This window comes from Marinobacter sp. (assembly GCF_041686475.1).
GTDB lineage: Bacteria > Pseudomonadota > Gammaproteobacteria > Pseudomonadales > Oleiphilaceae > Marinobacter.
The window spans coordinates 24,400-50,103 of the sequence record NZ_JAWLDU010000021.1 but is presented as its reverse complement, the minus strand read 5'-3'; the positions used below and the strand labels follow the sequence as shown (position 1 = coordinate 50,103).

At 57.0% G+C, this 25,704-nt stretch carries 21 protein-coding genes and 1 tRNA gene; 12 read left to right on the top strand and 10 right to left on the bottom strand.

Annotated features, from left to right (window positions below):
- Positions 1-470 precede the first annotated feature (470 nt).
- Positions 471-1,490: a quinone-dependent dihydroorotate dehydrogenase gene (locus ACESMB_RS07115; protein ID WP_372971202.1), complete on the top strand. Its 1,020-nt coding sequence runs from the start codon at positions 471-473 to the stop codon at positions 1,488-1,490.
- 187 nt (positions 1,491-1,677) lie between these two features.
- Here ACESMB_RS07115 and rmf read toward each other — a convergent pair whose 3' ends face one another.
- A complete protein-coding gene (gene rmf / locus ACESMB_RS07110; protein WP_027831734.1) occupies positions 1,678-1,887 on the bottom strand; it encodes a ribosome modulation factor in 210 nt (69 codons plus the stop codon).
- A gap of 322 nt (positions 1,888-2,209) precedes the next feature.
- Between rmf and rlmKL the strand changes: the two genes are divergently transcribed.
- On the top strand, positions 2,210-4,393 hold the full coding sequence (gene rlmKL, locus ACESMB_RS07105) for a bifunctional 23S rRNA (guanine(2069)-N(7))-methyltransferase RlmK/23S rRNA (guanine(2445)-N(2))-methyltransferase RlmL (protein ID WP_372925412.1): 2,184 nt from the start codon (positions 2,210-2,212) through the stop codon (positions 4,391-4,393).
- On the opposite strand, the gene ACESMB_RS07100 is transcribed toward rlmKL, so the two are convergent.
- Both ACESMB_RS07100 and ACESMB_RS07095 read right to left on the bottom strand, forming a co-directional pair.
- Positions 4,390-4,578, bottom strand: a complete 189-nt coding sequence (locus tag ACESMB_RS07100; RefSeq protein WP_372971201.1) for a hypothetical protein — start codon at positions 4,576-4,578, stop codon at positions 4,390-4,392. The genes rlmKL and ACESMB_RS07100 overlap by 4 nt on opposite strands.
- Before the next feature lie 28 nt (positions 4,579-4,606).
- Positions 4,607-5,086 carry a hypothetical protein gene (locus ACESMB_RS07095; protein WP_372925410.1) on the bottom strand — a complete coding sequence of 160 codons (480 nt, stop codon included), beginning with the start codon at positions 5,084-5,086 and terminating at the stop codon, positions 4,607-4,609.
- Positions 5,087-5,198: 112 nt separating this feature from the next.
- Here ACESMB_RS07095 and ACESMB_RS07090 point away from each other — a divergent pair, with 112 nt between their 5' ends.
- Positions 5,199-6,491, top strand: coding sequence for a M18 family aminopeptidase (locus tag ACESMB_RS07090; protein WP_372925433.1), 1,293 nt, complete (start codon positions 5,199-5,201; stop codon positions 6,489-6,491).
- Between the two features lies 1 nt (position 6,492).
- Here the strand turns inward: ACESMB_RS07090 and ACESMB_RS07085 are convergent.
- A tRNA-Asn gene (locus tag ACESMB_RS07085) sits at positions 6,493-6,568 on the bottom strand.
- A gap of 88 nt (positions 6,569-6,656) precedes the next feature.
- Between ACESMB_RS07085 and ACESMB_RS07080 the strand changes: the two genes are divergently transcribed.
- Positions 6,657-7,607: a YheT family hydrolase gene (locus tag ACESMB_RS07080; protein WP_372971200.1), complete on the top strand. Its 951-nt coding sequence runs from the start codon at positions 6,657-6,659 to the stop codon at positions 7,605-7,607.
- 9 nt (positions 7,608-7,616) lie between these two features.
- Here ACESMB_RS07080 and ACESMB_RS07075 read toward each other — a convergent pair whose 3' ends face one another.
- A complete protein-coding gene (locus ACESMB_RS07075; RefSeq protein WP_372971199.1) occupies positions 7,617-8,249 on the bottom strand; it encodes an arylesterase in 633 nt (210 codons plus the stop codon).
- Positions 8,250-8,329: 80 nt separating this feature from the next.
- Here ACESMB_RS07075 and ACESMB_RS07070 point away from each other — a divergent pair, with 80 nt between their 5' ends.
- Both ACESMB_RS07070 and ACESMB_RS07065 read left to right on the top strand, forming a co-directional pair.
- Positions 8,330-9,022, top strand: coding sequence for an ABC transporter ATP-binding protein (locus tag ACESMB_RS07070; protein WP_372925432.1), 693 nt, complete (start codon positions 8,330-8,332; stop codon positions 9,020-9,022).
- The gene (locus ACESMB_RS07065) at positions 9,022-11,508 is read left to right on the top strand and encodes an ABC transporter permease (protein WP_372971198.1); all 2,487 of its coding nucleotides are present in this window, start codon (positions 9,022-9,024) and stop codon (positions 11,506-11,508) included. Before ACESMB_RS07070 ends, ACESMB_RS07065 begins: the two co-directional genes overlap by 1 nt.
- 22 nt (positions 11,509-11,530) lie before the next feature.
- Here ACESMB_RS07065 and ACESMB_RS07060 read toward each other — a convergent pair whose 3' ends face one another.
- The 4 genes from ACESMB_RS07060 to ACESMB_RS07045 form a co-directional block, all read right to left on the bottom strand.
- Positions 11,531-12,325, bottom strand: a complete 795-nt coding sequence (locus ACESMB_RS07060; RefSeq protein ID WP_372971197.1) for a substrate-binding periplasmic protein — start codon at positions 12,323-12,325, stop codon at positions 11,531-11,533.
- A 186-nt stretch (positions 12,326-12,511) separates the two neighbouring features.
- Entirely contained in the window at positions 12,512-13,699 is a 1,188-nt protein-coding gene (locus tag ACESMB_RS07055; RefSeq protein ID WP_372925405.1) for an iron-containing alcohol dehydrogenase, read from the bottom strand.
- On the bottom strand, positions 13,699-14,244 hold the full coding sequence (locus tag ACESMB_RS07050) for a hypothetical protein (protein ID WP_372925404.1): 546 nt from the start codon (positions 14,242-14,244) through the stop codon (positions 13,699-13,701). Before ACESMB_RS07050 ends, ACESMB_RS07055 begins: the two co-directional genes overlap by 1 nt.
- Before the next feature lie 75 nt (positions 14,245-14,319).
- The gene (locus ACESMB_RS07045) at positions 14,320-15,600 is read right to left on the bottom strand and encodes a M48 family metalloprotease (RefSeq protein ID WP_372925403.1); all 1,281 of its coding nucleotides are present in this window, start codon (positions 15,598-15,600) and stop codon (positions 14,320-14,322) included.
- 199 nt (positions 15,601-15,799) lie between these two features.
- Here ACESMB_RS07045 and ACESMB_RS07040 point away from each other — a divergent pair, with 199 nt between their 5' ends.
- The 5 genes from ACESMB_RS07040 to ACESMB_RS07020 all read left to right on the top strand — a co-directional run bounded on the left by ACESMB_RS07040 (position 15,800) and on the right by ACESMB_RS07020 (position 22,378).
- Positions 15,800-16,372 carry a DUF599 domain-containing protein gene (locus ACESMB_RS07040; RefSeq protein ID WP_372971196.1) on the top strand — a complete coding sequence of 191 codons (573 nt, stop codon included), beginning with the start codon at positions 15,800-15,802 and terminating at the stop codon, positions 16,370-16,372.
- Between the two features lie 260 nt (positions 16,373-16,632).
- Positions 16,633-18,525, top strand: coding sequence for a molecular chaperone HtpG (gene htpG, locus ACESMB_RS07035; RefSeq protein ID WP_372971195.1), 1,893 nt, complete (start codon positions 16,633-16,635; stop codon positions 18,523-18,525).
- Positions 18,526-18,601: 76 nt separating this feature from the next.
- Positions 18,602-18,820, top strand: coding sequence for a DUF2835 domain-containing protein (locus ACESMB_RS07030; protein ID WP_372925399.1), 219 nt, complete (start codon positions 18,602-18,604; stop codon positions 18,818-18,820).
- 257 nt (positions 18,821-19,077) lie between these two features.
- Entirely contained in the window at positions 19,078-21,249 is a 2,172-nt protein-coding gene (katG, locus tag ACESMB_RS07025) for a catalase/peroxidase HPI (protein ID WP_372925398.1), read from the top strand.
- Between the two features lie 157 nt (positions 21,250-21,406).
- Positions 21,407-22,378, top strand: coding sequence for a tRNA dihydrouridine synthase (locus ACESMB_RS07020; protein WP_372925397.1), 972 nt, complete (start codon positions 21,407-21,409; stop codon positions 22,376-22,378).
- A 17-nt stretch (positions 22,379-22,395) separates the two neighbouring features.
- Here the strand turns inward: ACESMB_RS07020 and ACESMB_RS07015 are convergent, their stop codons facing one another.
- On the bottom strand, positions 22,396-23,412 hold the full coding sequence (locus tag ACESMB_RS07015; RefSeq protein ID WP_372971203.1) for a class I fructose-bisphosphate aldolase: 1,017 nt from the start codon (positions 23,410-23,412) through the stop codon (positions 22,396-22,398).
- Positions 23,413-23,575: 163 nt separating this feature from the next.
- Here ACESMB_RS07015 and ACESMB_RS07010 point away from each other — a divergent pair, with 163 nt between their 5' ends.
- Positions 23,576-25,636, top strand: coding sequence for a dehydrogenase (locus tag ACESMB_RS07010; protein ID WP_372925396.1), 2,061 nt, complete (start codon positions 23,576-23,578; stop codon positions 25,634-25,636).
- Positions 25,637-25,704 lie beyond the last annotated feature (68 nt).

Genomic DNA, 25,704 nt, shown 5'->3' with positions numbered 1-25,704 from the left:
GCCGCCCTGCGTTCTTCAGGCAGGTTTTCCTTGTGTTTTGCGGATGGGCTCTGATGGTCCTTCATTATTTTGCTCCAGTGGCTCAGAAAGCCGGCATAACGATATTATTGGCAAGTTCTGTGTGCTGCCAGATAGCGAAAGCCTGGATAATTTATGCACATCGTCGTAACTTGACCTCAACGTAACATCAGGTGTCGCCTGCGCCTCCCCCGAGATAAAAATAACTGTAAATTATTGAAAATAAAAATAAAATAAACTGGTTAAAAATTAACCAATCTGTAGGCTGGCGCGGATATCAAGGGTTCGACGGCGTTGCCCCGCAATTTTCAACAGGGTTATCCACAGATTCCGTGGAAAAGGTCACAACACCTTAACGCTACAGACATTTAGCTGTCATATAAGTGCAGTATGGCGATGCTGTGGAAAAGTTCCGGTATACTCCGCGTCATTCTCGATCAGGGAGATTCTGTATGTATGGCATTATGCGCGAATTGCTGTTCCGGTTGCCACCGGAAACCGCCCATAATCTGACCTTGTCCGGCCTGGACATCGCTGGAAAGTTCGGGATGCTGAAAGCCTTCGTTGCCCAGCCGCAATCCTTGCCCGTGCGGGTAATGGGGCTGGATTTTCCCAACCCTGTTGGCCTTGCAGCAGGCCTGGACAAAAATGCAGATCATCTGGATGCGCTCGGAGCTCTGGGCTTCGGGTTCATCGAGGTTGGCACGGTTACTCCGCTTGCGCAGCCAGGTAACCCAAAGCCGCGCATGTTCAGGCTTTCAGAGCACCAGGCGATTATCAACAGGATGGGTTTCAATAACCACGGCCTTGAGCACCTGTTGGACCGGGTGGACAGGCGTCATTACTCCGGCGTTCTTGGCATCAATGTGGGCAAGAACAAAATGACGCCCAATGAGGAATCCGAATCGGATTATCGTAAAGGTATCGAGGCCGTATATTCCCGAGCTGACTACATTACCGTTAATGTCTCGTCACCCAATACGCCGGGATTGAGGGATCTCCAGTTTGGCGACTCATTGAAAAGCCTTATGCACGCGATCAAGGACGAACAGGCCCGTTGTGAAAAAGAACACGGTCGCTATGTGCCGCTGGCGGTGAAAATCGCCCCGGACATTGACGATGCCGGTATTCGGTTTGTTGCGGCTGCATTGAAGGAGTCGGGGCTCGATGGAGTCATTGCAACGAATACAACCATCAGCCGCGACGCCGTTGCCGGGCACCGGCATGCCGAAGAGGCGGGTGGATTGAGCGGGGCGCCGGTGCGGGAGCCTTCAACCCGGGTGATTCAGGCACTTTATGCAGAACTGGGTGAGTCGCTGCCGATCATCGGGGTAGGGGGCATAACCGATGGCAACAGCGCAGCAGAAAAGATTCGTGCCGGGGCAAAGCTGGTGCAGGTGTACACAGGATTTATCTACCGCGGGCCAGCGCTGATCAGGGAGTCGGTGGAGGCCATTCGACGGCTAGGGTGAGAACTCCGTAAGTGCAGTGCCGGAACTAAAGTGGGCCCGCTTAGCGGGCCCGTGCGGGGAATGAACCCCGTGGCGTTTCATCACATGGTACGGGTCGGGAGGACCCGTTTGGGTTGCTCTGAGTACTGCGTCAAATTGTGTATTATCAAAAGATCAGATTAAAGATTCGGGGCTCTGGTAAACGTCGTCATGCCGTAACGTTCGCCAGCTTGTGGATACCGGAAACGCCGGTCATGCCCTCCCATTGATCTGTGCGGCCTTCTCGCCACCCGTTCAGCCATTCCTGGCGAACTTCCGGTTGTTCCAACGGGCAGCTGTCTTTTGCTTTACCGGACACGCCGGCCAGATAACCCCGTTTGAATGCACGAGCGTACATATCTCTTTTCTGTCTTTTCATGCCGTTCCTCACTAATGGATTAACAGAACAAGCGTGTACACATCTGCAGTGGCCGAGACTCGGAGCAACCCTTCCGGGGTAACCCACTATTGTCAGGTGTGGCCAGAGCAGTCAGGATCCTGTTAACAGAGAGCCTTTTTTTCGGCTCCCCGGAACGACGCGTCACTTACAAGGTAAGACTAAGCCAGCGCCCTTGTACACTAATTATTTCATCTAGATGAAGCTTCTCTTATAGTTCTGTGACATAACAAATCCGTGAAAACCGGGAAGCCGTGCTTAACCACCGGCCCCAGCTACAAAAGAAACGACTCAGGAGTCGCACTTGTCAGACCTTAACTTTTTCGTAACCTGCCCGAAGGGCCTGGAGTATCTGCTTGAGGACGAACTGCAGACCTTCGGCATGGACCCGGTCCGCAATGCCCCGGCAGGCGTCTGGACCAATGGTACTCTTGAGAGCGGCTATCGTGCCTGCCTGTGGTCGAGGCTGGCAAATCGGGTCATTCTTCATCTTGCAGACGTGGATGCCACCTCTGGCGACCAGATGCTTGGCGGTGTTACCGATCTGGATTGGCAACAGCATATTCCGGTCAACGGCAGTTTCCGCGTCAACTTTGTGGGCCAGAACGAGGCCATTCGCAACACCCAGTTCGGTGCCCAGCGGGTCAAGGACGGTATTGTGGACCGTTTGCGCAGCGCCAGCGGCCAACGGCCTTCGGTGGATGCGAAAAATCCGGACGTTACCGTGTCTGCTCGCCTGAACCGCGGCACACTGTCAGTGGGTATTGACCTGAGCGGTGACAGCCTTCACAAGCGGGGCTATCGCACAGAAAAGGGCGCAGCGCCGTTGAAGGAAAACCTGGCGGCAGCCTTGCTGACAAGGTGTGGCTGGCCAGAGATAGCGAAGACAGGTGGTGATTTCATCGATCCCATGTGTGGTTCCGGCACCCTGGTGATTGAAGCGGCCATGATGGCCCTGGACCTGGCACCGGGCCGCAAGCGCGAGCGCTTCGGGTTTGAGCGCTGGCCGGGGCATCAGCCTGACATGTGGCTGGCGCTTCGCCAGGAGGCCGAGAAGCGTGCTTACGAAGGTAAGCAGGGCGTGGATGGCCGGATGCCCTTGTTCCTCGGTTTTGACCAGGACAGGGGTGTAATCCAGACCGCCAGGAATAACCTGCAGCGCGCCGGGCTCGAGAGCATCGTGACCGTTGAGCAGCGTGCCATCAACGAATTCAGCCGAGGCCAGCACTGGGCCAGCAATGGCCTGGTGTTGGTCAATCCGCCTTATGGTGAGCGCCTGAGCGAGCGCAAGGAACTTGGCAGTCTGTATCGTCACCTCGGTGAGGCGGTCAAGGGTGCCTTACCTGGCTGGCGGCTGGGCGTTTTTACCGGCGCGCCTGAATATGGCAAATCCATTGGTTTGCGTAGTTACAAGCAGTATCGCCTCTATAACGGTAAGTTGCCTGCACAATTGTTGCTGTTCAACGTGGATGACGTCAGTTCCATGACGCCCCGGGAGCCCGACGTACCCGGCGAGGTTGCGCCTCGGATAGCCAATGAAGAGCGTGCCGCCATGTTGCGCAACCGGCTGAAGAAAAATCTGAAGACAGTTGGCCAGTGGGCCCGCAAACAGGGCATTGGTTGCTACCGCCTGTACGATGCGGATATGCCGGAGTTCGCCCTCGCCATCGATATTTACGAGGGGCGCGTTCACATCCAGGAATATGCGGCTCCCAAGTCCGTGGACGAGCGTTCTGCGCGGGAGCGGCTGGCCGAGGCACTGGCAGTGATTCCCGAGGCGATAGGCGTGGAGCGGGAGACGATTATCTGCAAGCAGCGCCAGCGGCAGGCGGGCACCAGCCAGTATGAGAAACAGGCCGTCAGCGGCGAGTTCTTCAACGTCCATGAGCATGGTTGCGTGCTCAAGGTGAACCTCAGGGACTACCTGGATACGGGGTTGTTCCTGGATCACCGGCCGGTGCGGCACTGGATTCAGCAGAATGCAGCGGGCAAACGGTTTCTGAATCTGTTCTGTTACACCGGCGCTGCCACGGTTCATGCGGCAGTGGGCGGAGCGACCCGTTCACTGAGCCTGGACATGTCGAGGACCTATGTGAACTGGGCCCAGGAGAATCTGGCCCTCAACCGCGCCGATGCCTCCCACCACCGGGTGGAGCAGGTGGATTGTCTGGCATGGCTGGCAGCCAAACCAACCAGTGACCAGCGGTTTGATCTGATCTTCATGGACCCGCCCACCTTCTCCAATTCAGCCCGCATGGCCGGGGTACTGGATATCCAGAAAGATCACGGCCGGCTTATCCGGCAGGCGATGCAGCGGCTAACCTCCGAGGGGCTGTTGATTTTCTCCACCAACTTCAGACGCTTCAAGCTGGATGAGAGCCTGGAAGAAGAGTTTGCCATTGAAGAGGTAACCAGAGACACGCTTGACCGGGATTTCCAGCGCAATACGCGGATTCACCGCTGCTGGCATATCAGAACTCATATCTAGCGGGAAAATCCGAAATGGGCATAAGCGTTGGCGTAGTCAGTAATGGGATAATACACGCCGATGTACCAGCTGGCGAAGTACTCGATGTCCAGCTCCAGCTCGTTGTCGAACTCGCTGTTTGTGGTGCCGGCGCCAGCGCGAATTTCCACGTCGAGGGCGGTTGTCAGCACCCCGGCATGGGTCATGCCTTCGCGGGGCTGTTTATTCTGGGCGCTACTCGATCAGGCCCTCTTCCCGGGCAATCAGCAGCAGCGCATAAACACCGTTCTCCGGCAGTTGGGGTTCGAGGCCCTCGTCGGAAAGCAGTTGCCGGCGACGATCGTCCAGGTCTTCCCGGGGCATGGTGGTAATGAGTTCTTCCACGCCGGCGATCTCGAAGGGCGCGTCCATGCTGACAGCGGTGAAAATAAGGTCCACAAGGATTTCATCCGGGTCCATGCCGTCCACGTAGACGGTCTGGTCGGGCAGGTCCTGATGAAGTTCCTGTGCCAGCTCAATCAGCGGAACGCCCTGTTCTTCCAGGTAGAGCAGGTCGATGTCGCCCAGGTCGGCGTCTTCCGGTATCCATTCGTCGGCCGGAGCGATCACGACGGTTTTCATCTGTCCGTCTTCCAGTGACCAGGCCATGGCTACGGGAAACAGAACGTCGTCGGTCTGGCAGTATTCGATATCGAGAAAACGTGGTGCGGGCAAGGTACACTCTCCGGTTAACCGGGCTGCGCACTGGCAGCCGTTTTGTACGGATATGACGTCCGGCGTCATCATGCCATACTGGCGCCGCAATTATCAGTTTATCAGGGACACCATGGAACACGCTGAATTTAACAACGATCTGCTCGAATTTCTGAATGCTTCACCCACCCCCTGGCACGCTGTCGCTAGCATGAAACAGCGGCTGGATGAGGCCGGGTTCCAAGCACTCGATGAGAGAGAGGACTGGAACCTGCAGGCCGGTCAGGGCTATTACGCCATTCGTAATGGTTCCTCCATCATCGCCTTCCGCGCCGGTAGGCGCGATGTGGCCGAGGCGGGCATACGCATGGTGGGTGCCCACACAGACAGCCCTTGCCTGAAGGTAAAGCCGAACCCGGAACTGCGCCGCAAGGGCTTTTTCCAGTTGGGCGTAGAGGTTTACGGCGGCGTTTTGCTGAATCCCTGGTTCGACCGGGACCTGTCACTGGCTGGCCGGGTCACCTACGTCGATCAGTCGGGCCACGTAAAGGACACACTGGTCGATTTCCGCAAGGCCGTGGCCTACATTCCCAGCCTGGCTATTCACCTTGACCGGGAGGCCAACAGCAATCGTACTGTGAATCCGCAAACGGACCTGCCTCCCGTACTGATGCAGGTACCCGAGGACGACACGACCAGCTTCGCGGACCTGCTCACTGAACAGCTGGTTGATCAGCAGCCAGGTATCAGTGTTCGCAAGATCCTGGGCTATGAACTGGGCTTCTACGATGCCCAGCCTGCGTCAATCGTGGGGCTGCGGGATGATTTCATCGCCTCGGCAAGGCTGGACAACCTGTTGAGCTGCTACATCGGATTGCAGGCGCTGATCGAGTCGTCGGGGAACGAACCTGCATTGCTGGTATGCAACGACCACGAGGAAGTCGGCAGCATGTCCGCAGAAGGCGCCCAGGGGCCATTCCTGTCGACGGTTCTGGACCGTTGGTGTGGCAAGGGCAGGGCGCGTGCCATTGCCCGCTCGATGATGATTTCGGCAGACAACGCCCACGGCATTCACCCCAATTACATGGACCGACACGATGAGAATCACGGCCCCATCCTGAACCGGGGCCCGGTGATCAAGGTCAACCATAACCAGCGTTATGCCACCAACAGTCGTTCCGCAGCCGTGTACCGTCATATCAGCGATGAACTGGATCTGCCATACCAGACCTTCGTGGTACGCAGCGACATGGGATGTGGCAGTACGATCGGTCCATTGACCGCCGGAAATCTGGGCGTGACAACGCTGGATATCGGCGTGCCGCAGTTTGGCATGCATTCCATTCGGGAGATGGCTGGAACCGGGGACAGCGTGACGTTGTTCGGGGTTCTGCGGGAATTCATGCAGCGGGGGGAAGTGCTGTAAGTGGCTCCCCGAGCTGGGCTCGAACCAGCGACAAACGGATTAACAGTCCGTTGCTCTACCAACTGAGCTATCGGGGAACAAAGTCGGAATGGCGCGCATAATAGGGGCTTTCCCCGGTGCCGTCAACCCCATGAATTGAAAGGTTAAATTTTGCACTACCCGTTGATGGATTACAAACCACCGCTGTGGCTGCGCAACGGCCATATACAGTCGATATGGCCGACACTGTTCCGCAAGGTGACCATTATGGAGCCAGAACGGGAAGTGCTTTCTACCGATGACGATGATGAATTACACCTTGACTGGTATCGCCAGGGTAGCGACCGACTGGCGGTGTTGTCCCATGGCCTGGAAGGGCACAGTCAGCGCCCCTATATGCAAGGGTTGGCCCGCGCACTGCTGAATGAAGGCTGGGATGTGCTGTCCTGGAATTTTCGCTCCTGTGGCGGGGTGATGAATCGTCAGCCCCGCTTTTACCATAGTGGCGCGACAGGTGACCTGGACCGGGTGGTTACCCATGGCTTGGGAAAGGTGTATAAAACGGCCTTCCTGTGCGGTTTCAGTATGGGTGGGAATCTCACGCTGCTATACCTGGGTCAGAAGTCCGAGCAGTTGGACAGCCGCATCTGCGGCGCCATTACCTACTCCGTGCCCTGTGATCTCGCAGGTAGCGCCGATACCCTGGCATTGCCCAGCAGGCGCATCTATATGCGGCGCTTCTTGCGGGACCTTCAGGTCAAGATGGAAGAGAAGGCACGGCGTTTTCCTGACCTGATCGACGTTAATGGCTTTGAGAACATTCGCAGTTTCCATGAATTCGATGACCGTTACACGGCGCCACTGCACGGGTTCCGTGATGCACAGGATTATTGGGCGAACTGTTCGGCTCTGTGGAAACTGAAAGACATCCGCGTGCCGGCGCTGATTATCAATGCGGCCGATGATCCTTTCCTGTCCCGACAATGTTTTCCCGAATCGCGCGCGCAGCTCGGGGCTCACGTTCGGCTGGAATCGCCGCGCTGGGGGGGGCATGTGGGTTTCGTCGAGCATGCCCGGGATGGCTACTACTGGTCTGAGCGTCGGGCCGTGGCCCACGCTGCGGCGCTTTTGGCATAAACCGGGAAATTACTGTCGCAGCATGGGTTCCAGTACCGGCCAGACGTTGTCAAGCAACTGGCCCTGGGCCTCGGCCGTCGGGTGGATGTCATCATCCTGCATCATGCCTTCCTGATCAAAGATGCTGTCCAGGAAAAACGGGACCAGCTCGGTTTCGTGCTCCTCGGCCAGCTCCGGGTAGATGTCCGCGAAGGCACGAGTATAGCGTTGGCCATAGTTCGGAGGTATCTGCATCCCTACCAGCAATGCTTTGGCGCCAGACTCATTCACCTGTTCGATCATGCCGGCCAGGTTGCTGCGGATAACGTCCGGCGGAAAGCCCCGTAGCCCGTCGTTGCCACCAAGCTCGAGTATGACAATGTCCGGCTGGTTTTTATCCAGCAGGTCCGGCAGGCGACGCAGCCCACCATCGGTGGTTTCACCGCTTATACTGGCGTTTACCACCTGCCACTGATCAAGGCCTTCTTTGTCGAGGCGCTCCCTGAGTAGCGCGACCCAGGCTTCCTCGGTTTGCACGCCGTAGGCTGCGCTGAGACTGTCGCCGTATATCATCAGTGTGCTCTGACTGGCCTGTACTTGCAGTCCGATACAAATTAAAGCTAGGAAAACTATTGATCTCAGGCGTAAAAATACCGTATGCATAGAGGTCCTGTTGCCAATAAAACCGTTGTGGAGAACCCGTGAACGACCTAAGTGATCACAAACCGGATAGCCGGCGCCCCATGCTGAAAGTCAGTAATCTGACCCACAAGGTTAGCCTGGAGACTGATACGTTGACGATCTTGCAGGGGGTCAGTCTGGAAATCAACCGCGGTGAATCCGTGGCGATCGTCGGGCGCTCGGGTTCTGGCAAAACGACCTTGCTGGGCCTTTTGGCGGGGCTGGATACCCCCTCGGAGGGCACGGTTGAACTCGACGGCTCCGTGATCAGCCAGCTCAGTGAAGACGAGCGGGCAAAACTCAGGTCCCGCCGGGTCGGTTTCGTGTTTCAGTCATTCCAGCTGTTGCCGGCACTGACGGCGCTGGAAAATGTCATGCTGCCCCTGGAACTGGGCGGTTTCGACAGCCCGGACGCAAAAGCACGGGAGCTGTTGCAGCGGGTGGGCCTCGGTGAGCGGCTTTATCATACCCCCAGACAACTTTCGGGCGGCGAGCAGCAGCGTGTAGCCATTGCCAGAGCCTTTGCCTCAGAACCTGCCATCCTGTTTGCCGACGAGCCCACGGGTAACCTGGACAACCGAACCGGCGCGGATGTATCAGATCTGTTGATGACGCTGAACCGTGAGCAGGGCACCACGCTGGTCATGGTGACTCACGACGAGCGTCTTGCCGCCCGTTGTGGTCGCCAGTTCAACATCGAGGCGGGTATCCTTACGGAACCCTCAACATCTGAACAGCCGGAAGCGGTAAACTGATGGCTGCATCGAAGAAGCTGATGTCAGTCAGGCGCGACTGGCGCGAGAGGGACGTGCGGGTTGTCCTTTCGGCGCTGATTATCGCAGTTGCCACTGTTGCTACCATTGCGCTGTTTGCCAGCCAGTTACAGCGAACGCTGGTTTCCTCAGCCAGTTCGTTTCTCGCTGCTGACCGGCAGCTGGAAGCGGAGAATGGCCGCCCGGTTCCGGAAGCCTGGATGCAGGAGGCCCAGCAGCGGGGCCTGGAAACTGCTCGCATGGTTGAGTTTTCCACCATGGTCTACGGCGCTGACAATTTTCAGTTGGTATCGATCAAGGCGGTCAACAAAGAGTACCCGTTGCGTGGCCAGGTGGAATACCAGGAGGGCGCGGACGCACCCAGGCAAACGGTGTCCAATGGGCCTGCGCCCGGAGAGGTGTGGATAAACCCGCGCCTGTTGCGGTTACTGGAACTTGAGATTGGTGACAGTCTGGAGGTGGGCAACCTCGAGCTGAGCATTTCGGGCCTGCTGGTTCGCGAGCCTGATGGCGGGTTCCGCATGTCGTCACTTGCACCCAGGGTGATGATGCACCTGGACGACGTGGAATCCACCGAGGTGATTCAGGAAGGCAGCCGGGTGGAGTATGTCTATCTCTTCGCTGGCGAAGAGCCTGCCCTCGACGACTATTACAGCTGGCTGCAACCGCAACTGGAGCCCAGCCACGAATGGGAAGGGGTGCGTGACGGTGAAACCTTCTCCCAGTCCCTCGAGCGCGCAGAGCGTTTCCTCCTGCTGGGTGGCAGCCTCGCAGTAATGCTGGCGGCGGTTGCAGTGGCGGTGGCCAGCCGCCAATATGCGCTGTCCCAGAGGGATACGGTGGCCTTGCTGAAAACCCTTGGCGTAAGCAGCAAAGGCATTGGCAGGTTATACATCCGCCGGCTGGCTCTCTGGGGTATCGTTGGCGCTGTTGGTGGACTTTTTGTTGCACTGCCACTGTACTGGCTGCTTTCCAGCGTGCTGGGGGATGTGCTGGAGCAGCAGATCGATTACCAGCTCGATCCCAATGCACTGGCGCCGGCACTTCTGACCGCACTGGTGTCCCTGTTCGCGTTTGCCTATCCGCCAATCCGCCGATTGCGCAATGTGCCTGCCATGCGGGTGTTGCGAAGCCAGCCCGGTGAATCCGGCCGCGAGGCTATCCCCGATCTGATCATTGCAGTGGTGGCGATATTCGGCCTGGTGTGGATGTATGCCCGCGAGATTTCACTGGTTCTGTCGCTTCTGGGCGGGCTTGCTTTGCTGCTGGGTACACTCGCTCTTCTGGGGTGGCTGATGGTAAGTACGCTGCGCAGGATAAGTGGTGGCGGCAATGCCTGGCGGCTTGCGCTGGTCGGGCTGTATCGCCATCGTCGCGCCAGCCTGTCCCAGATTGCCGTGTTTGCCATGACGCTGATGCTGGCGGCCACACTGATTCTGGTCAGAACGTCGCTGCTGGACGACTGGCAGGCGCAGTTACCAGAGGATACTCCCAACCACTTCCTGATCAATATCTCACCCCAGGCGGTGGAGGAGGTGGATGAATTCTGGTCAGAGCGCGGGCATCCACTGGAGCAGTTGTACCCCATGGTTCGCGGTCGGCTGACAGAGCTCAACGGGAAATCCGTCAGGGAGGCCGTGACCAAGGAAGAACGGGTTGGAGCCCTCAACCGCGAGTTAAACCTGACCTGGATGGATGAATTGCCCGACGACAATGAGATTGTGTCAGGCGAATGGTTTGAAGAGGGCCAGACCGATGGCGTATCCATCGAGGCGGAGCTCGCCGGCAAACTCGGGGTCAGCGTGGGTGATGAGCTTGGCTTTACCATCGGTTCCGACAAGGTGACCGAAACGGTTACCAGCATACGGACTGTTCAGTGGGACAGCATGAAACCCAATTTCTACATGGCGTTTCCGCCTGGAGGCGGGCTTGAGGATATGCCCGCCACCTGGATCACGGCCTTTTTCCTGCCCGGGGATATGAAGGGGGAGCTCAACGACTTTTCCCGTAACTTCCCCACGGTTTCGGTACTGGAAATCGATCACGTGATTGAGCGTATTCAAGAGATTGTGCGCCAGGTAACCCAAGCTATTGAGGCAATACTGGCGCTGATTCTGGCGGCGGCGCTGGTGGTGATGGCTGCCGTGGTCAGTGCCACTATGCAGGATCGGCAACGGGAAGGCGCCCTGTTGCGAACCCTGGGAGGCAGGCAATCGCTACTGGTGAGAAGCACCATGCTGGAATTTGCCCTGCTGGGATTCTTTGCCGGGATTCTGGGTGTTGCGGCCGCGGAAGGTGCTGTATGGGCTCTCCAGTTCAGGATGTTTGAAGGTGAGTTCCGCTGGCACTGGCAGGCCATTCTGCCAATTCCGCTGCTGAGCGCCCTGGTGCTGGCGCTGTTTGGTCGCTGGCAGCTGAAGCCGGTGCTGAGTGTGTCACCAATGCTGCTGCTCCGGCGTCTGGAATAGTCAGCGGGGCAGCGCAGGCGGGTTAACGGTATTTGGCCAGAATCTTGTCCAGTTCGCCGCTCTCCCTCATGGCTTCGAGTTCGCGGTTGAAGGATTCGGCAAAGCTCGCCCAGTCTTTTCTGAGCATCAAACGGAATCCGTATTCACTCAGTGTCGTTGACGTGGTGCGGAACTGGTTCTGCATGCCTTCGTTCAGCAGAATCCACCTGCCAACCAGCCGGTCGGCAACGGCGGCGTTCATGTCATTGCCATGCAGGACATAGTTGAACATGTCTTTGTCACGGGATACATCGAAACGAGTGATGTTTCCTGATTCGAAATGGGTCTCCAGCGCCGGATAGTGATAGCCCAGATGGGTTACCAGTGTGCGCGAAAAAAGGTCCTCGGGCGTTTCGAATTGCAGGTCTGATCCTTCGGGCACAAACAGCACTTCTTCAATATTTACTACCGGATCGGTAAAAGCGAACTCATCAGGATTGTCCGTCCATTCCTTCGCGCGGGTCGTGGCATCGATGTAACCCTGGGCAAGCATCTGATCAACGCGCTTTCGTGGAATCTTCTCGGGAACAACCTCGTAGTCCAGCCTGTCGGCGATCACGGTGACTACGTCCCACATGATGCCGGACTGCTCTCCCTCCTCGTTGATCAGATAGGGCGGGTAGCCGTTGGGAGAGACGTTGAACCGGAAAACCCGGTCCGAATCCTGTGACGCGGCATTTTCCGCGGCGAGTGTACCTGTTGCTGACAGGGACGAAAGTACGAATGTCAGTGAGGCGATAGCTATCGGCAGGTGCAGGCTGGATGATGCGTGGCGCATAGATGCAAGGCTCTGGATTCATCAAAAAATTAACCCGGCTACATCCCTGCCAGTGTGAAGGAATTGTCACTTTTTCCTGTGTTGTTTTCAATGATTTGAATGGAATGTTTTGTAGCAAAGCGTCGCAGTTTTCACAGCCCGTAAACGGCTGACGCCCGGTGCTGTCCGGGCATCAGGGTCATCAGGTCAGGCCCAGGCTTTATTCAGGACCGCCCGCGCGTCCTCCAGTGTGACTTCTTTCGGATTGAACATCATGGAGCCATCGTCCATTGCCAGCTCGGCAATGGTGTCCAGCTGGTGCTCTTCGACACTTCCGGTTTCCTTGAGGGTACGGGGCAGCTTGCAGCGCTTGTACAGTTCATCGCGCAACTTGCGAAGTGCAGAGATACTGGCCTCGGCGCGCCGGCTGGCGGGTGTGGCGGCATAGACTTCCGGGCCTTCGAGATAAAGGAGCAGTTCGCCCAGCGGCGCACGGATGGCCTCCAGGTTGTATTCCAGCACATAAGGCAGGTACAGGCTCATACACAGCCCGTGGGGCAGATGACAGATCGCGCCGGTGGCATGTCCGAGGGCATGAACCAGGCCTACCATGGAATTGGAGAAGGCAATGCCAGCCATGGTGGACGCCTGCGCCAGCTCCAGGCGGTTATCGCTGTCTTTGGGGTTATCCATGACCTTCAGCAGAGAGGTGCTGACCTTTTTGATCGCCGCCGTTGCATAGGCGTCACTCAGCGGGTTCTTGGCCATGCAGGTGAAGGCTTCGGTGGCATGGGTCATGGCATCCATGGCTGTGGCGGCGGTTATGTGCGGTGGCAGTGTCAGGGTCATTCTCGGGTCGATTACCGCCGCGTTGGGCAGCAGGAACGAGGACGAAAATGGCAGTTTTACTGACTTGGCTGTATCGGTGATCACCGCAACCGAGGTGACTTCAGACCCGGTCCCGGCGGTGGTCGGAACCACCAGGAACGGCTTCAACGGGTGCTTGATAATGCCCGCGCCGCTGTACTCGGCGATGTTGTCACCACCTTCTGACACCAGGATATTCACCGCCTTTGCGGTATCGATGGCGGAGCCGCCCCCCACGGCAATGAGAGAGTCACACTTTTCCCGGCGATAGATTCCCGCAATATCCTTAACCACGCCGGTAGAGGAGTCCGGCGGTACATCATCATAAACACTGATGATTTCCAGCCCGCTTTCCTCGCAGGCCGCAATCACCGGATCAAGCAGTCCGGCGGCGCGCACGCCCTTGTCGGTCACGATCATCGGGCGTTTTGCGCCCAGGCCGGTGAGCTCATAGGGAATGTGTTCCAGCGCTGCTTTACCGGCAATCACCTTGACCGGGCAGAAAAACTCATAGTATTGGTTGCTCATTATGCTCTCACCGTCTCGACAAAATTGGTTGCTACCTTGAGGTAAATACGCGCCGCACTGAGGAGTTTCTCGGGCAGGTGCAGGTTCGAGGGGTATTCTTTTACCGCACGTTCGGCGACCAGTCTGGGCAGGATGAAGGTCTCAAGCCGGTTCAGGATCCGCGTCATTCGAATGGCATAACTGATATCGCCGTCCACCAGCATGCGGTCATTGGCGAAGGCGACCGACGTCTTTTCCTGAAACGAAAGCACCAGGAAGGCATGGGCGATGTGCTTGAACTGGATGGACAGGTTTACCGGCCGTGGTGCCGAATCGCCATGGTAGTGGAAACGGCCATCGCCAATATGTTCTATGATCAGGCGGGAGCCGTCTGGCATTACCATCATTTCAAACAGGAAGCCTTCGGGCAGGCCCCGGGCTTCCTTCTGTACCTGGTCATCAACTTCGCTGACGGCCTGAAGCGCGCGCCCCATGACCTGGAACATCAGCTCTACATAAAGCCTGCGGGCCTGGAAGACCATCGGCTGGATACGTTTCGCGAGCATGGCAATCGTCCGATTGTTGTTTCGATACCCCGATTTTTAGAGTTATTGCTCTAAAAGTCAATGCGAACGGTGACGTTAGTTCTGCGTCAGTTGGGCCAGCTTCTGTTTTGCCTCCTGCGCGATCTCACCTTCAGCCTCAGCCGCGGTGCTGTAATACTGGATAGCGTCGTCCCGGCGATTCTGGCTGACGGCAATGTCACCCAGGCGCAGATAGGCAATGGAAGTGGGCACGGTCTCGTTGGCCTTGCTCAGCCGTTCTTTCGATTTGTCGAGCATGTTCTGCTCCAGCGCGTTGAGGCCGCTGTGAAGCTGGTAGGTAAACATTTCCGGATAAAGGGACGTAGCCTTGTCAAAGTCTGCACCGGCTTTTTCCGGATTGTCCTGTGCCTTGTAGATCCGGCCGCGCAGCGAGTAGAAAGCAGCTTCTTCCGGCTCGATCCTGATGGCCTCGTTTACCTTGGCCAGTGCCTCATCAAGTTTGTCGTCACTGGCCAGCTTCATGGCTTCATCGTGGGCGTCGTAGGCGGGCTGCAGGCTGCGCAGAAACTCAGTTTTCTGCTGGTACTCTTCACGGCCGCGAAATCCGCCAGCGCCAATCTCGTCCACCAGTTCCTGGTTTTCCCGGACCCGTTTCCGTGACGGCGGGTGAGTCGCAAACATGCCTTCGATAAAGCTGGTTTCCCGGCCCTCGGAGAGTTTCACGAAGAGTTCCTGAAGTTCCACCGCTGCCTGTGGGTCGTAGCCAGCTTCTTTCATGTAGCGTATTCCGTAATGGTCCGACTCAAGTTCATCCCCCTGACTGTACTGTGCCAGGGCAAGCTGGGCGCCCATGGCTGCGCCACCCATGATCAGCCCGGCCCATTCGTTATCTGAGAGCGCAAAGCCCAGTCCCGCGACACCGGCACTGATCAGCATGCCCTGCTGCATTCTTTGCACACTGTGGCGTGCGGCTGCATGCACAATCTCATGGCCAAGAACCGAAGCCAGTTGGGCCTCATCGTCAAACTCTGTCAGCAGGCCGCGGTTGATCGCGATCTTGCCGCCTGGCAACGCCCAGGCGTTTGGCACGCTGCTGTTCAGAACCACAAATTCGTAGGGGAGGTCAGGCCGGTCGCTGACCTTCGCCAGCTTCTGACCCACTTCCTGAACGTATTGATTGAGATCCGGGTCGAGATAGAAACGGCCACCCTGGGTCTGCTGGGTTGGCTTGTACTGTTCACTTCCGATAGACAGTTCCTGGCTTTCAGGGATCAGTGAAAGCTGCTTTTTCCCGGTAACCGGATTGACAGCACACCCGGAAAGAATAACCAAGAAAATAATAAAGGTCAGGTATCGAAATCCAGCATGGGTATTCACGGATAAAACTCCTTGGTCGGTTTCCCTGGGCGAGCCTGCCGGCTGCGTCATCTTTTCTACAGATCTGTTACGTTTATACCATATCGCCACCGGAAGCTGTGTTACCACAGTACGGAGCCCTCCGTATGGAGGTGGCCCTGCCATTACGTTAACATTGGTCCCCGTTAATCCTCTCTATTCATCGATATCCGGACCCCTCATGGGCATTTACCTGGAGCTGATAGCACTCGTCTGGTTTCTGGTTTGCTGGCTCGGTTACACCGAGTACTCCAAGCGCAAGGCCAATGACCGTCCGTGCCTTTCCAATACCCTGGATCTATACCGGGAAGACTGGATGCGGGTGATGCTGAGGCGGGATAACCGTATTTCCGATGCGTCCGTGGTAGGCAACCTGGAGCGCAACGGTGCCTTCTTTAAATTCACCTGGTCCATGAGGATGTATAACTTCGTGGCAGTGCTGATCGGTAGCGCGCCTCTGACAACTGACACCAAGGCCAGCCCCGCCTCGCGGGAGGCATTCGCCAGGAGTGCCGGTCAGGTCTGCAACATGGCGGGGGACGCTTTCAACCTGGGCTTGCGCTCTTACTATTACGCCCTGGCTGTTGTGTCCTGGTTTATCCATCCGGTGGTATTCATGGCTGCCTCCACACTGGTTGTGATCGTCCTGTACCGTCGGGAATTTCGTTCAGCCGCACTGTTGGCACTGCGCTCAGGCAAGGTGTTCGAGGAGCCTGCGCCAAAGCAGGAAACCGACAAAGAAACTCAAAGCTGATCTGACGAGCCAGACTTTATGAACGACGCCATGAGAATGGACCGGGTCCGCCGTTTTATAGAAACACTTAACCAGGGCCGCGAACTGGGCCCACTTTCTTCTGGAAGACTGAGTTGCTGAAACTTTTGGCCTTGAAAACCCCGAGCCCGCCCCCAATTCCTGCCCAGACCTAAAAATTTCGTGCAAGAACGAGCGCAGATTGTAAGTAACGCCGGGCACATTTGCAGTGCCCAGATGCAAATTCGGGAGAAAAGAACGCTATGACGGTTGAATCGCAAAAAGAAACTCTGGGTTTTCAGACGGAAGTTAAGCAGCTGCTTAACCTGATGATTCATTCCCTGTATTCAAACAAGGAAATTTTTCTTCGGGAGCTGATTTCCAACGCGTCAGACGCGGAAGACAAGCTCCGTTTTGCCGCTCTGAAAGACGATAGCCTGTTTGAAAATGATCCGGAGCTGAAGATTCGCCTGGATTACGATGCAGAGAAGAACACCGTCACTCTGTCGGATAATGGCATCGGCATGGGCCGTGATGATGTCGTCCAGAACCTGGGCACCATAGCTCGCTCTGGCACCGCGGAATTCCTCAAGCAGCTTTCCGGTGACGAGAAAAAAGACAGCAAGCTGATTGGTCAGTTTGGCGTCGGTTTCTATTCATCCTTCATCGTGGCGGATGCCGTGGAAGTCTTTACCCGTCGCGCAGGTGCACCGGTGGAAGAGGGAGTGCACTGGGAGTCCAAAGGCGACGGTGAGTTCACCATCGAGAACGTGGATCTGAACGAGCGTGGCACGACAATCGTTCTGCATCTGAAAGATGACGCCAAGGAGTTTGCTGATGGCTTCCGCTTGCGCAACCTGGTGAAGAAGTACTCCGACCACATTTCGTTCCCGGTGGTCATGAAGTCCGAATCCGAGGAAGAGGGCGAGAAGGGCAAGGACGAAACCGTCAATGATGCGACGGCCCTGTGGACTCTTTCCCGCAGTGAGATCAAGGACGAAGAGTACAAGGAATTCTACAAGCACATCTCCCACGACTTTGAAGATCCGCTGACCTGGTCCCACAACAAGGTGGAAGGCAAGCTGGATTACACCAGCCTGCTGTATATCCCCGGCCGTGCGCCGTTTGATCTTTACAACCGGGAAGCGCCCCGTGGCCTGAAGCTTTATGTGCAGCGCGTGTTCATCATGGACGATGCCGAGCAGTTCCTGCCGCTGTACCTGCGCTTCACCAAGGGTGTCATCGATTCCAACGATCTGTCGCTGAACGTTTCCCGTGAGATCCTCCAGAACGACAGCACCGTGGACAGCATTCGAACCGCCGTTACCAAGCGTGTTCTGGACATGCTTTCCAAACTGGCGAAAAAGGAGCCGGAACAGTACCAGCAGTTCTGGAATGAGTTCGGTACTGTGCTGAAGGAAGGTCCGGCTGAAGACTTCAGTAACCGCGAGAAGATCGGCGGTTTGCTGCGGTTTGCTTCCACTCACACTGGCGAAGAAACCCAGAATGTGTCGCTGGACGAGTACATTGGCCGAATGAAGGAAGGCCAGAGCAAGATCTATTACATTACTGCTGACAATTTCATGGCGGCCAAGAGCAGTCCCCATCTGGAAGTCTTCCGCAAGAAGGGTGTTGAGGTGCTTATCCTCTCCGACCGGATTGACGAGTGGATGATGGGCTACCTGAACGAATATGATGGTAAGCAGTTCCAGGACGTTGCGCGCGGTGATCTGGATCTTGGTGAAGTGGAAACCGAGGAAGACAAGAAGCACAAGGAAGAGGCAGCCGAGGAGCACAAGAACCTGCTGGAGCGTATCAAGACGGCTCTGGGCGACCGCGTTCAGGACGTAAGGGTCACCAATCGCCTGACAGATTCACCGGCCTGCCTGGTCGTCGGGGACTTTGACATGGGCGCCCAGATGAAGAAAATCATGGAAGCTGCCGGCCAGAAAGTGCCCGACAGCAAGCCGATTTTCGAGATTAACGTTGACCACCCGCTGGTACAGCGCCTGGAAAGTGAGCAGGGCGAAGATCGATTCAATGAGCTGTCGGCAGTCCTGCTGGACCAGGCCACACTGGCAAGTGGTGAGCAGCTGCAGGATCCGGGCGCGTACGTAAGCCGCCTGAACCGCCTGCTGCTGGAACTGGCCAACTAGGGCCAGCTTACGTCGGTCGGATTAGCGAAGCGTAATCCGACCGACGTTTTATGTAACCTGCGACTGCAAAGGTGCCATGCATCAGATCATCGTGGACGTCGAAATCAGCCCGGATGAGTGGCTAAAGCTTTATCAGGGCGTTGCTACTGATGTCCGCACCACGGCCCGGGACGGCCGCTCCGTCCGTTTTCCGGCCCGTATTCTCTCTCGTTTCTATCTTAAGGATGGTATTCGCGGCAGCTTCCGGATTCTTTTCGACGATGCCGGGAAGTTCACATCCATCGAACGACTCTGATCTTTTTTGCCCTGCCATTGGCAAAACCTTTCAAGAATTTATTTTTAATTAATTGTATCAAGCCTTCCACATCGCGTTACTGTGAAAGTGTTCCCGTCAGGCAGGAGACGTCCCTTTGTTAATCTGCGGGAAATTCAATAGGCATACACTATCTGGGGCATAACTAATACTCAGAGTAGAGCGCTTTTTTTGACCTATAGTTAGTGGTGCAATCGTAAAATTAGTGCCGTATTGCCAAATCGAATTAGGAGAGAGAAATGACAGAGAACAATAGCTCAGGCGGTAAGTGCCCGGTAATGCACGGGTCGAACACGCAGGAGAAGGCCGATGTGGTGTCCTGGTGGCCAGAAAACCTGAAGCTGGACATCCTGCATCAGCACGACAGCAAAACCAACCCGATGGGCGAAGAGTTTGACTATCGCGAAGAGGTCAAAAAGCTCGACTACGAAGCTCTCGAGAAAGACATGCACGAGCTGATGACCAACAGCCAACAATGGTGGCCTGCGGACTGGGGTCATTATGGCGGCCTGATGATCCGTCTGGCATGGCACGCAGCTGGCACCTATCGTGTATCCGACGGCCGCGGTGGCGCAGGTACAGGCAACCAGAGATTCGCGCCTCTGAATTCCTTCCCTGATAACGGCAATCTCGACAAAGCACGTCGTTTGCTGTGGCCTTTGAAGAAAAAGTACGGCAATAAGATCAGCTGGGCCGATCTGTTTATCCTGGCTGGCAACGTTGCATATGAATCCTTTGGATTCAAAACCTTCGGCTTTTCCTACGGCCGCGAGGACATCTGGCACCCTGAATACGACATCTATTGGGGTGCGGAAAAAGAGTGGCTGGCTCCATCCGATAGCCGTTATGAGGATGTGGATAAGCCGGATACCATGGAGAATCCGCTGGCAGCAGTCCAGATGGGCCTCATTTATGTGAACCCGGAAGGGGTGAATGGCGTTCCCGATCCGCAGAAGACCGCTGAGCAGGTTCGTACAACCTTTGCACGCATGGCGATGAACGACGAAGAAACCGCCGCTCTGACTGCTGGTGGCCACACCGTTGGTAAGACCCACGGTAACGGTGATGCTGAGACTCTTGGCCCGGATCCGGAAGGCGCTGACGTTCATGAGCAGGGGCTTGGCTGGATCAACCCGAATCTGGATGGCAAAGCAACCAACGCCATTACTTCAGGTCTCGAGGGTGCCTGGACTACCAACCCGACCCAATTCGATATGGGATACTTTGACCTGCTGTTCGGCTATGAATGGGAGTTGAAGAAGAGCCCGGCTGGTGCGAACCAGTGGGAGCCGATTGATATTAGGGAGGAAGACAAGCCGGTCGACACCACCGATCCTTCTGTCCGCCGCAATCCGATGATGACCGATGCGGATATGGCCATGAAGGTGGATCCGAAGTACCGCGCAATCTGCGAGAAGTTCATGGCAGATCCGGACTACTTCAAGGACTGTTTCGCCCGCGCCTGGTTCAAGCTGACTCACCGGGACATGGGGCCCAAAGCCCGCTATATCGGTCCGGACGTTCCGTCTGAAGATCTGATCTGGCAGGATCCCTGCCCGCAGGGCGAGACCAATTACATCGAGGAAGTGGTCAAGGAAAAAATCGCTGAAGCCGGCCTGGGCATCAGCGAGCTGGTATCGACAGCCTGGGATAGCGCCCGTACCTTCCGCGGTTCTGATATGCGCGGTGGTGCCAACGGTGCCCGCATCCGTCTGGCTCCCCAGAAAGACTGGGAAGGCAACGAGCCGGATCGTCTGGCCAAGGTACTGAAGGTCTACGAGAAGGTCTCTGCGGATACCGGTGCCAGCATTGCAGACGTTGTCGTTCTGGGTGGCAACCTGGGTATCGAGATGGCCGCCAAGGCAGCGGGGCACGAAGTGCATGTGCCGTTCCTCAAAGGTCGCGGTGATGCAACGGACGAGATGACCGACGCCGAGTCTTTCGAGCCGCTGGAGCCGCTGGCTGATGGCTTCCGTAACTGGCAGAAGAAAGACTACGTGGTCAAGCCGGAAGAGTTGCTTCTGGACCGCGCCCAACTGATGGGTCTGTCAGCTCCTGAAATGACTGTCCTGCTCGGTGGCATGCGTGTGCTGGGTACTAATCACGGTGGCACCAAACATGGTGTGTTCACGGATCGCGTTGGCCAGCTGACCAATGACTTTTTCGTAAACCTCACTGACATGGCAAACGGTTGGGAGCCGACTGGCAAGAACTCCTACAACATTGTGGATCGCAAGAACGGCAACACCAAGTTCACCGCGACCCGTGTTGACCTGGTGTTTGGTTCCAACTCCATACTGCGTGCCTACGCAGAGGTTTATGCCCAGGATGACAACGAAGAGAAGTTTGTGAACGACTTCATTGCAGCCTGGACCAAGGTCATGAACGCTGACCGTTTTGACGTCAAGTAAGACCTGCCAGTGAATGGGCACCCCGGTAACGGGGTGCCCTTCATGGCCATTTTATAGTTCCTGGCTACCAACTCCCCGCCAAATTCCTTACAATCCGCCCAGCCCGAATTCTGAACACGCTTGACCTGAGCGAGTCCCTCTTTTTGCTGGAGCATCCATGCGAATCATCCTCGCCCCGATGGAAGGGCTGGTCGACGCCCCTATCCGTGAAACCCTGACCAGGGTTGGCGGGATTGACCGGTGCGTGACGGAATTCATTCGCGTGACTCACGGCATGCTTCCGCCAAGAGTGTTCTATAAGTACGCGTCGGAACTGCACAACCAGTCGCTGACTGAAGTGGGCACGCCGGTAGCCATTCAACTCCTCGGCTCAGATCCTTATCAGATGGCCCGTCATGGCGTAAAAGCGGCGGAACTGGGGGCAACCCAGGTGGACATCAACTTTGGCTGCCCCGCAAAAACCGTGAACAAACACAAAGGTGGCTGCGTGCTGATGCGTGAGCCAGAGCTGATGCACGCAATTGTGGCTGCAGTGCGCGAGGCTGTGCCGAAGGAAGTGCCGGTGACCGCAAAAATGCGCCTCGGTTATGACGACCGTTCCATGGGCGTCGCCTGTGCCCAGGCACTGGAAGCTGCCGGCGCCGAAGAAATTGTTATCCATGCTCGCAGCAAGGTGGATGGCTACAAGCCGCCGGCCTATTGGGAAGAAATTGCCCGTGCCCGGGAAGCGGTGAAAGCCCCTGTCATTGCCAATGGTGAAATCTGGACCGTAGCGGATTACTGGCGCTGCCGGGAAGTGTCCGGGTGTGACGATGTAATGATCGGCCGAGGCCTGATTGCACGGCCGGATCTGGCGCGGCAGATCAAGGCAAGCCAGAAGAGTGTAACAGTACCGGACATGACCTGGCCGGAAGCCGTGGCGCTGGTTCTTGAGTACGCCACCGTTCTGCAAGGCTGGCTCGAAGACCGCTATGTAACCGGTCGTATCAAGCAGTGGCTCAACTTCCTACGCCAGGGCTTTGCCGAGGCCGAGGCACTCTGGCCGGAAGCTCGGAAGCTCCGCCAGGTTGCACCCATGCTGGCCTGCCTCGAACAGCCGGTAACCGCTGCCGATTCACGGGCCGCCTGAAGGCTGCCCCTTTCGGGTCAACCCTCCATATCTGCTGAGTACCGCCCCAGGGTTGCCAGGCTGTTGAGTTTTGCCCGCTTCAGCAGGGCGTCCTGGGCAGAATCTCTGTTGGAGGATATGCCGGCCCAGGCTTGCTGCGCTGGCTCCTGCAGGGCACGGCCGTAGGAAAAGCTCAGGACCCATGGCAGTGAGGTACCGCTGTTCATGGCGTTAAGGTTCAGCGTTGCTTCCTCGGGTGTCTGTCCGCCGGAAAGGAAGTTGATCCCGGGAACCGCTGCCGGAACCACCCTGCGAAATACCCGCAGGGTGTGCGCGGCAACTTCCTCCGGGCTGGCCTTCTGGCCGGTGGCATTGCCTGGAGTAACCATGCTGGGTTTGAGAATCATGGTTTCCAGTTCAACCCGGTGGCGCCTCAGGGCCCGGAATACTTCACTGATAACGGCTTCGTTGACATTCGCACTGCGTTCAATGGTGTGGCTGCCATCGATGAGCACCTCTGGCTCAACGATCGGTACCACACCGCAGGACTGGCAGATCGCCGCATAGCGCGCGAGAACCTCGGCATTGGCCTCGATCGCGGCCTGGCTGGGGTTGATGTCAGTGATATGGTAAACGTTACGCCACTTGGCAAATCGCGCCCCCAGCTCCTTGTATTGCTCAAGCCGGTTGGCCAGTCCGTCCAGGCCTTCGGTAATCTCATCACCTGGTGCATTCACCATCGGGCCCTTGCCCTTGTCCACTTTGATGCCCGGAACAACGCCCTGGCTGGCGGCAACTGAGGAGAGCAGTCTGCCATCGTCTGATTTCTGGCCCAGGGTTTCTTCAAACAGAATGACGCCACTGACGTAGTCGCCCAACCCTTGCGTTTTCAGCAGCAGGCTGCGGTATTCACGACGTTTTTCTTCGCTGGACTCCACACCAACCGCATTGAACCGCTTGGCAATGGTCGGGTGGCTTTCATCCGCCGCGAGAATTCCCCTGCCGGGCTGAACCATTTCGTGGATCGTAGCGTTCAGTTCTTCCTGAGTGGTCATCATGAGCTCCTTGTTGATCTGTGACGGACTGAGTATGCATGCGCGCTGTCATCTCATTGTAGACTGAGATTTGCGCGCCGGAATTTGATCTGCGCTAAGGCAAAAAGCGATGCCATGAATTAGTCTGTAGATGATAACAACAAGGAAGGGGGAATGCCTGAAAATGAAAACCGTTGTCAGTATCAGCCAGGGATCTACCGAGCACGACTACGAACTCGAAACCGAGTTTATGGCTCAGCCTTTTCGTATCATCCGTATCGGCACAGACGGCGACCTCTCCAGGGCAGAAGCGGCGCTGGAATCGGTCCGATCCGAGGCAGACGCTATCGGCCTGAGCATGATTCACGACCACTACGAAGTGGGGCGGGAACAGCTGGAGCATCCGGACACCGCGCGGCTTGAAGCCTGCGTTCCCGACAAGTCGGTGACCACTGGTGCCGGCCTGCGTGCCATCCTCCAGGAGTGGGCGGTGCGCCACACCCAGTCGGAGCTGGGCCACTTCTTCGACAACGCCCGGGTTCTGTTCATGAATGGCCAGGCAGGGTATCGCATTGCCAGGGCGCTTTCCGAGCATACCGACAACCTGTATTTCGCCGACCCATACACCGATTTCGGTGTGCCCAGATTGCTGACATCGCTGAAGCAGCTGGAAACCTACACCTCGATTACAGCGCCCGTCATGTTCCGGCCCGGCGCTGTGAAAGCCGTAGAGACGCTTCTGCGGACCCCACTGTACCGGCTTGGCGAGGGTCTTGTTCACGGGGCTCTGCACCGCGCCGTTTCAGAGTCCCACGTGATTGTTGCCGCCATCGGAGACCTGGAGCACTTCACCCACAAGGAGCTGGACGGCAAGACCGTCATCACTTCCCGAGTGACGGATTCAGCCCTCGACTGGATGCGCTCCCGCCGTGTTGCCATGGTGGTGGACTACAGCCCCTGGCTCGAAGGCCGGCCTGTCGGTGTCAATGTGATGGAAGCGATGATCAGCGCAGCCCTTTCCCGGACACCGGGGCAACTGGGGCCGGACGACTATCTGGAGGTCATTCAGAATCTCGGCATCGAGCCCCGAATTCTATACCCGAACGGCTATCGCCGGATTAACCGGTTCGCTTTCGTGATCCATCCGCTGTCGCAGCAATACCTCACCAAAACACCACCCCTGGACTGGATTGCCAATGTGTCGCCGCCGATGGTGATGAACCTGGTTGAGAAGGCGGTGGCCTATACGCCACCGTTTATCTACTCGAAAGTGTCCGGCATCCGCTCGCCCACCGGGGATGAGATTGAAGGCTGGCTGATTACCGTGGGTGGCACTCCGCGGGAAATCATGGCCCACGGCCCGGAATTTACCTACGCCAGGCTGCTACAGGCTGCAAAACTGGCGAAAAAGATGGGTGCGCAGATTATGGGCCTTGGTGCCTTTACCAAAGTGGTGGGCGATGCCGGCATCACCGTGGCGAAGCGGGCGCCGCTGCCTATTACCACAGGTAACAGCTACAGTGCCTCCGGCGCTCTCTGGGCTGCCCACGACGCCATGAAGAAAATAGGGCTTGTGACCATTGGCCCGAGCGGGAAAGCCGCCGGCAAGGCCATGGTGGTCGGCGCGACCGGCGCCATTGGTTCGGTTTGCGCCCGCCTGCTTGCCAAGGCCGTTGATGAAATCTACCTGGCCGCGCCAGAGCCAGCCAAACTGCTGTCGCTTAAAGAAAGCATCGAACAGGAAACGCCGGAAGCCATTGTGCATATTGCCGGCTCTGCAGACCGGGATCTGGCCGAGATGGACATGATTGTCACCGCCACCTCAGGTGCCGGCAAGCGCATCCTGGACATCATGAAAGTAAAGCCCGGTTGTGTGATTACCGACGTTGCCCGGCCGCTTGACATTCCCGCAGAGGACGTGGCGAGGCGCCCGGATGTTATGGTGATCGAGTCCGGCGAGATCCAGCTTCCCGGCGAAGTGCATATGAAAGACATAGGCCTGCCGAAGGGAATTGCCTATGCCTGCCTGGCGGAAACCATCGTGCTTACTCTGGAAGGGCGGTTCGAGAACTTCACCCTGGGCCGGAATATCGAATGGGAAAAAGTACGGGAAATCTACAAGCTTGGCCTGAAACACGGTATGAAGCTGGCGGCCATTTCGGGGGTCAATGGCGTATTCAGCGAAGAGGACTTTGAGCGGGTCAGGGTATTGGCAGAGCAGGAGAGATCCCATGCGCCTGCTTGAGGTATTGTGTAGGTTGGCATTAAGCCAAAAACGCCAGGGAGGCCTTTCAGATGACCTGTATATTGTTG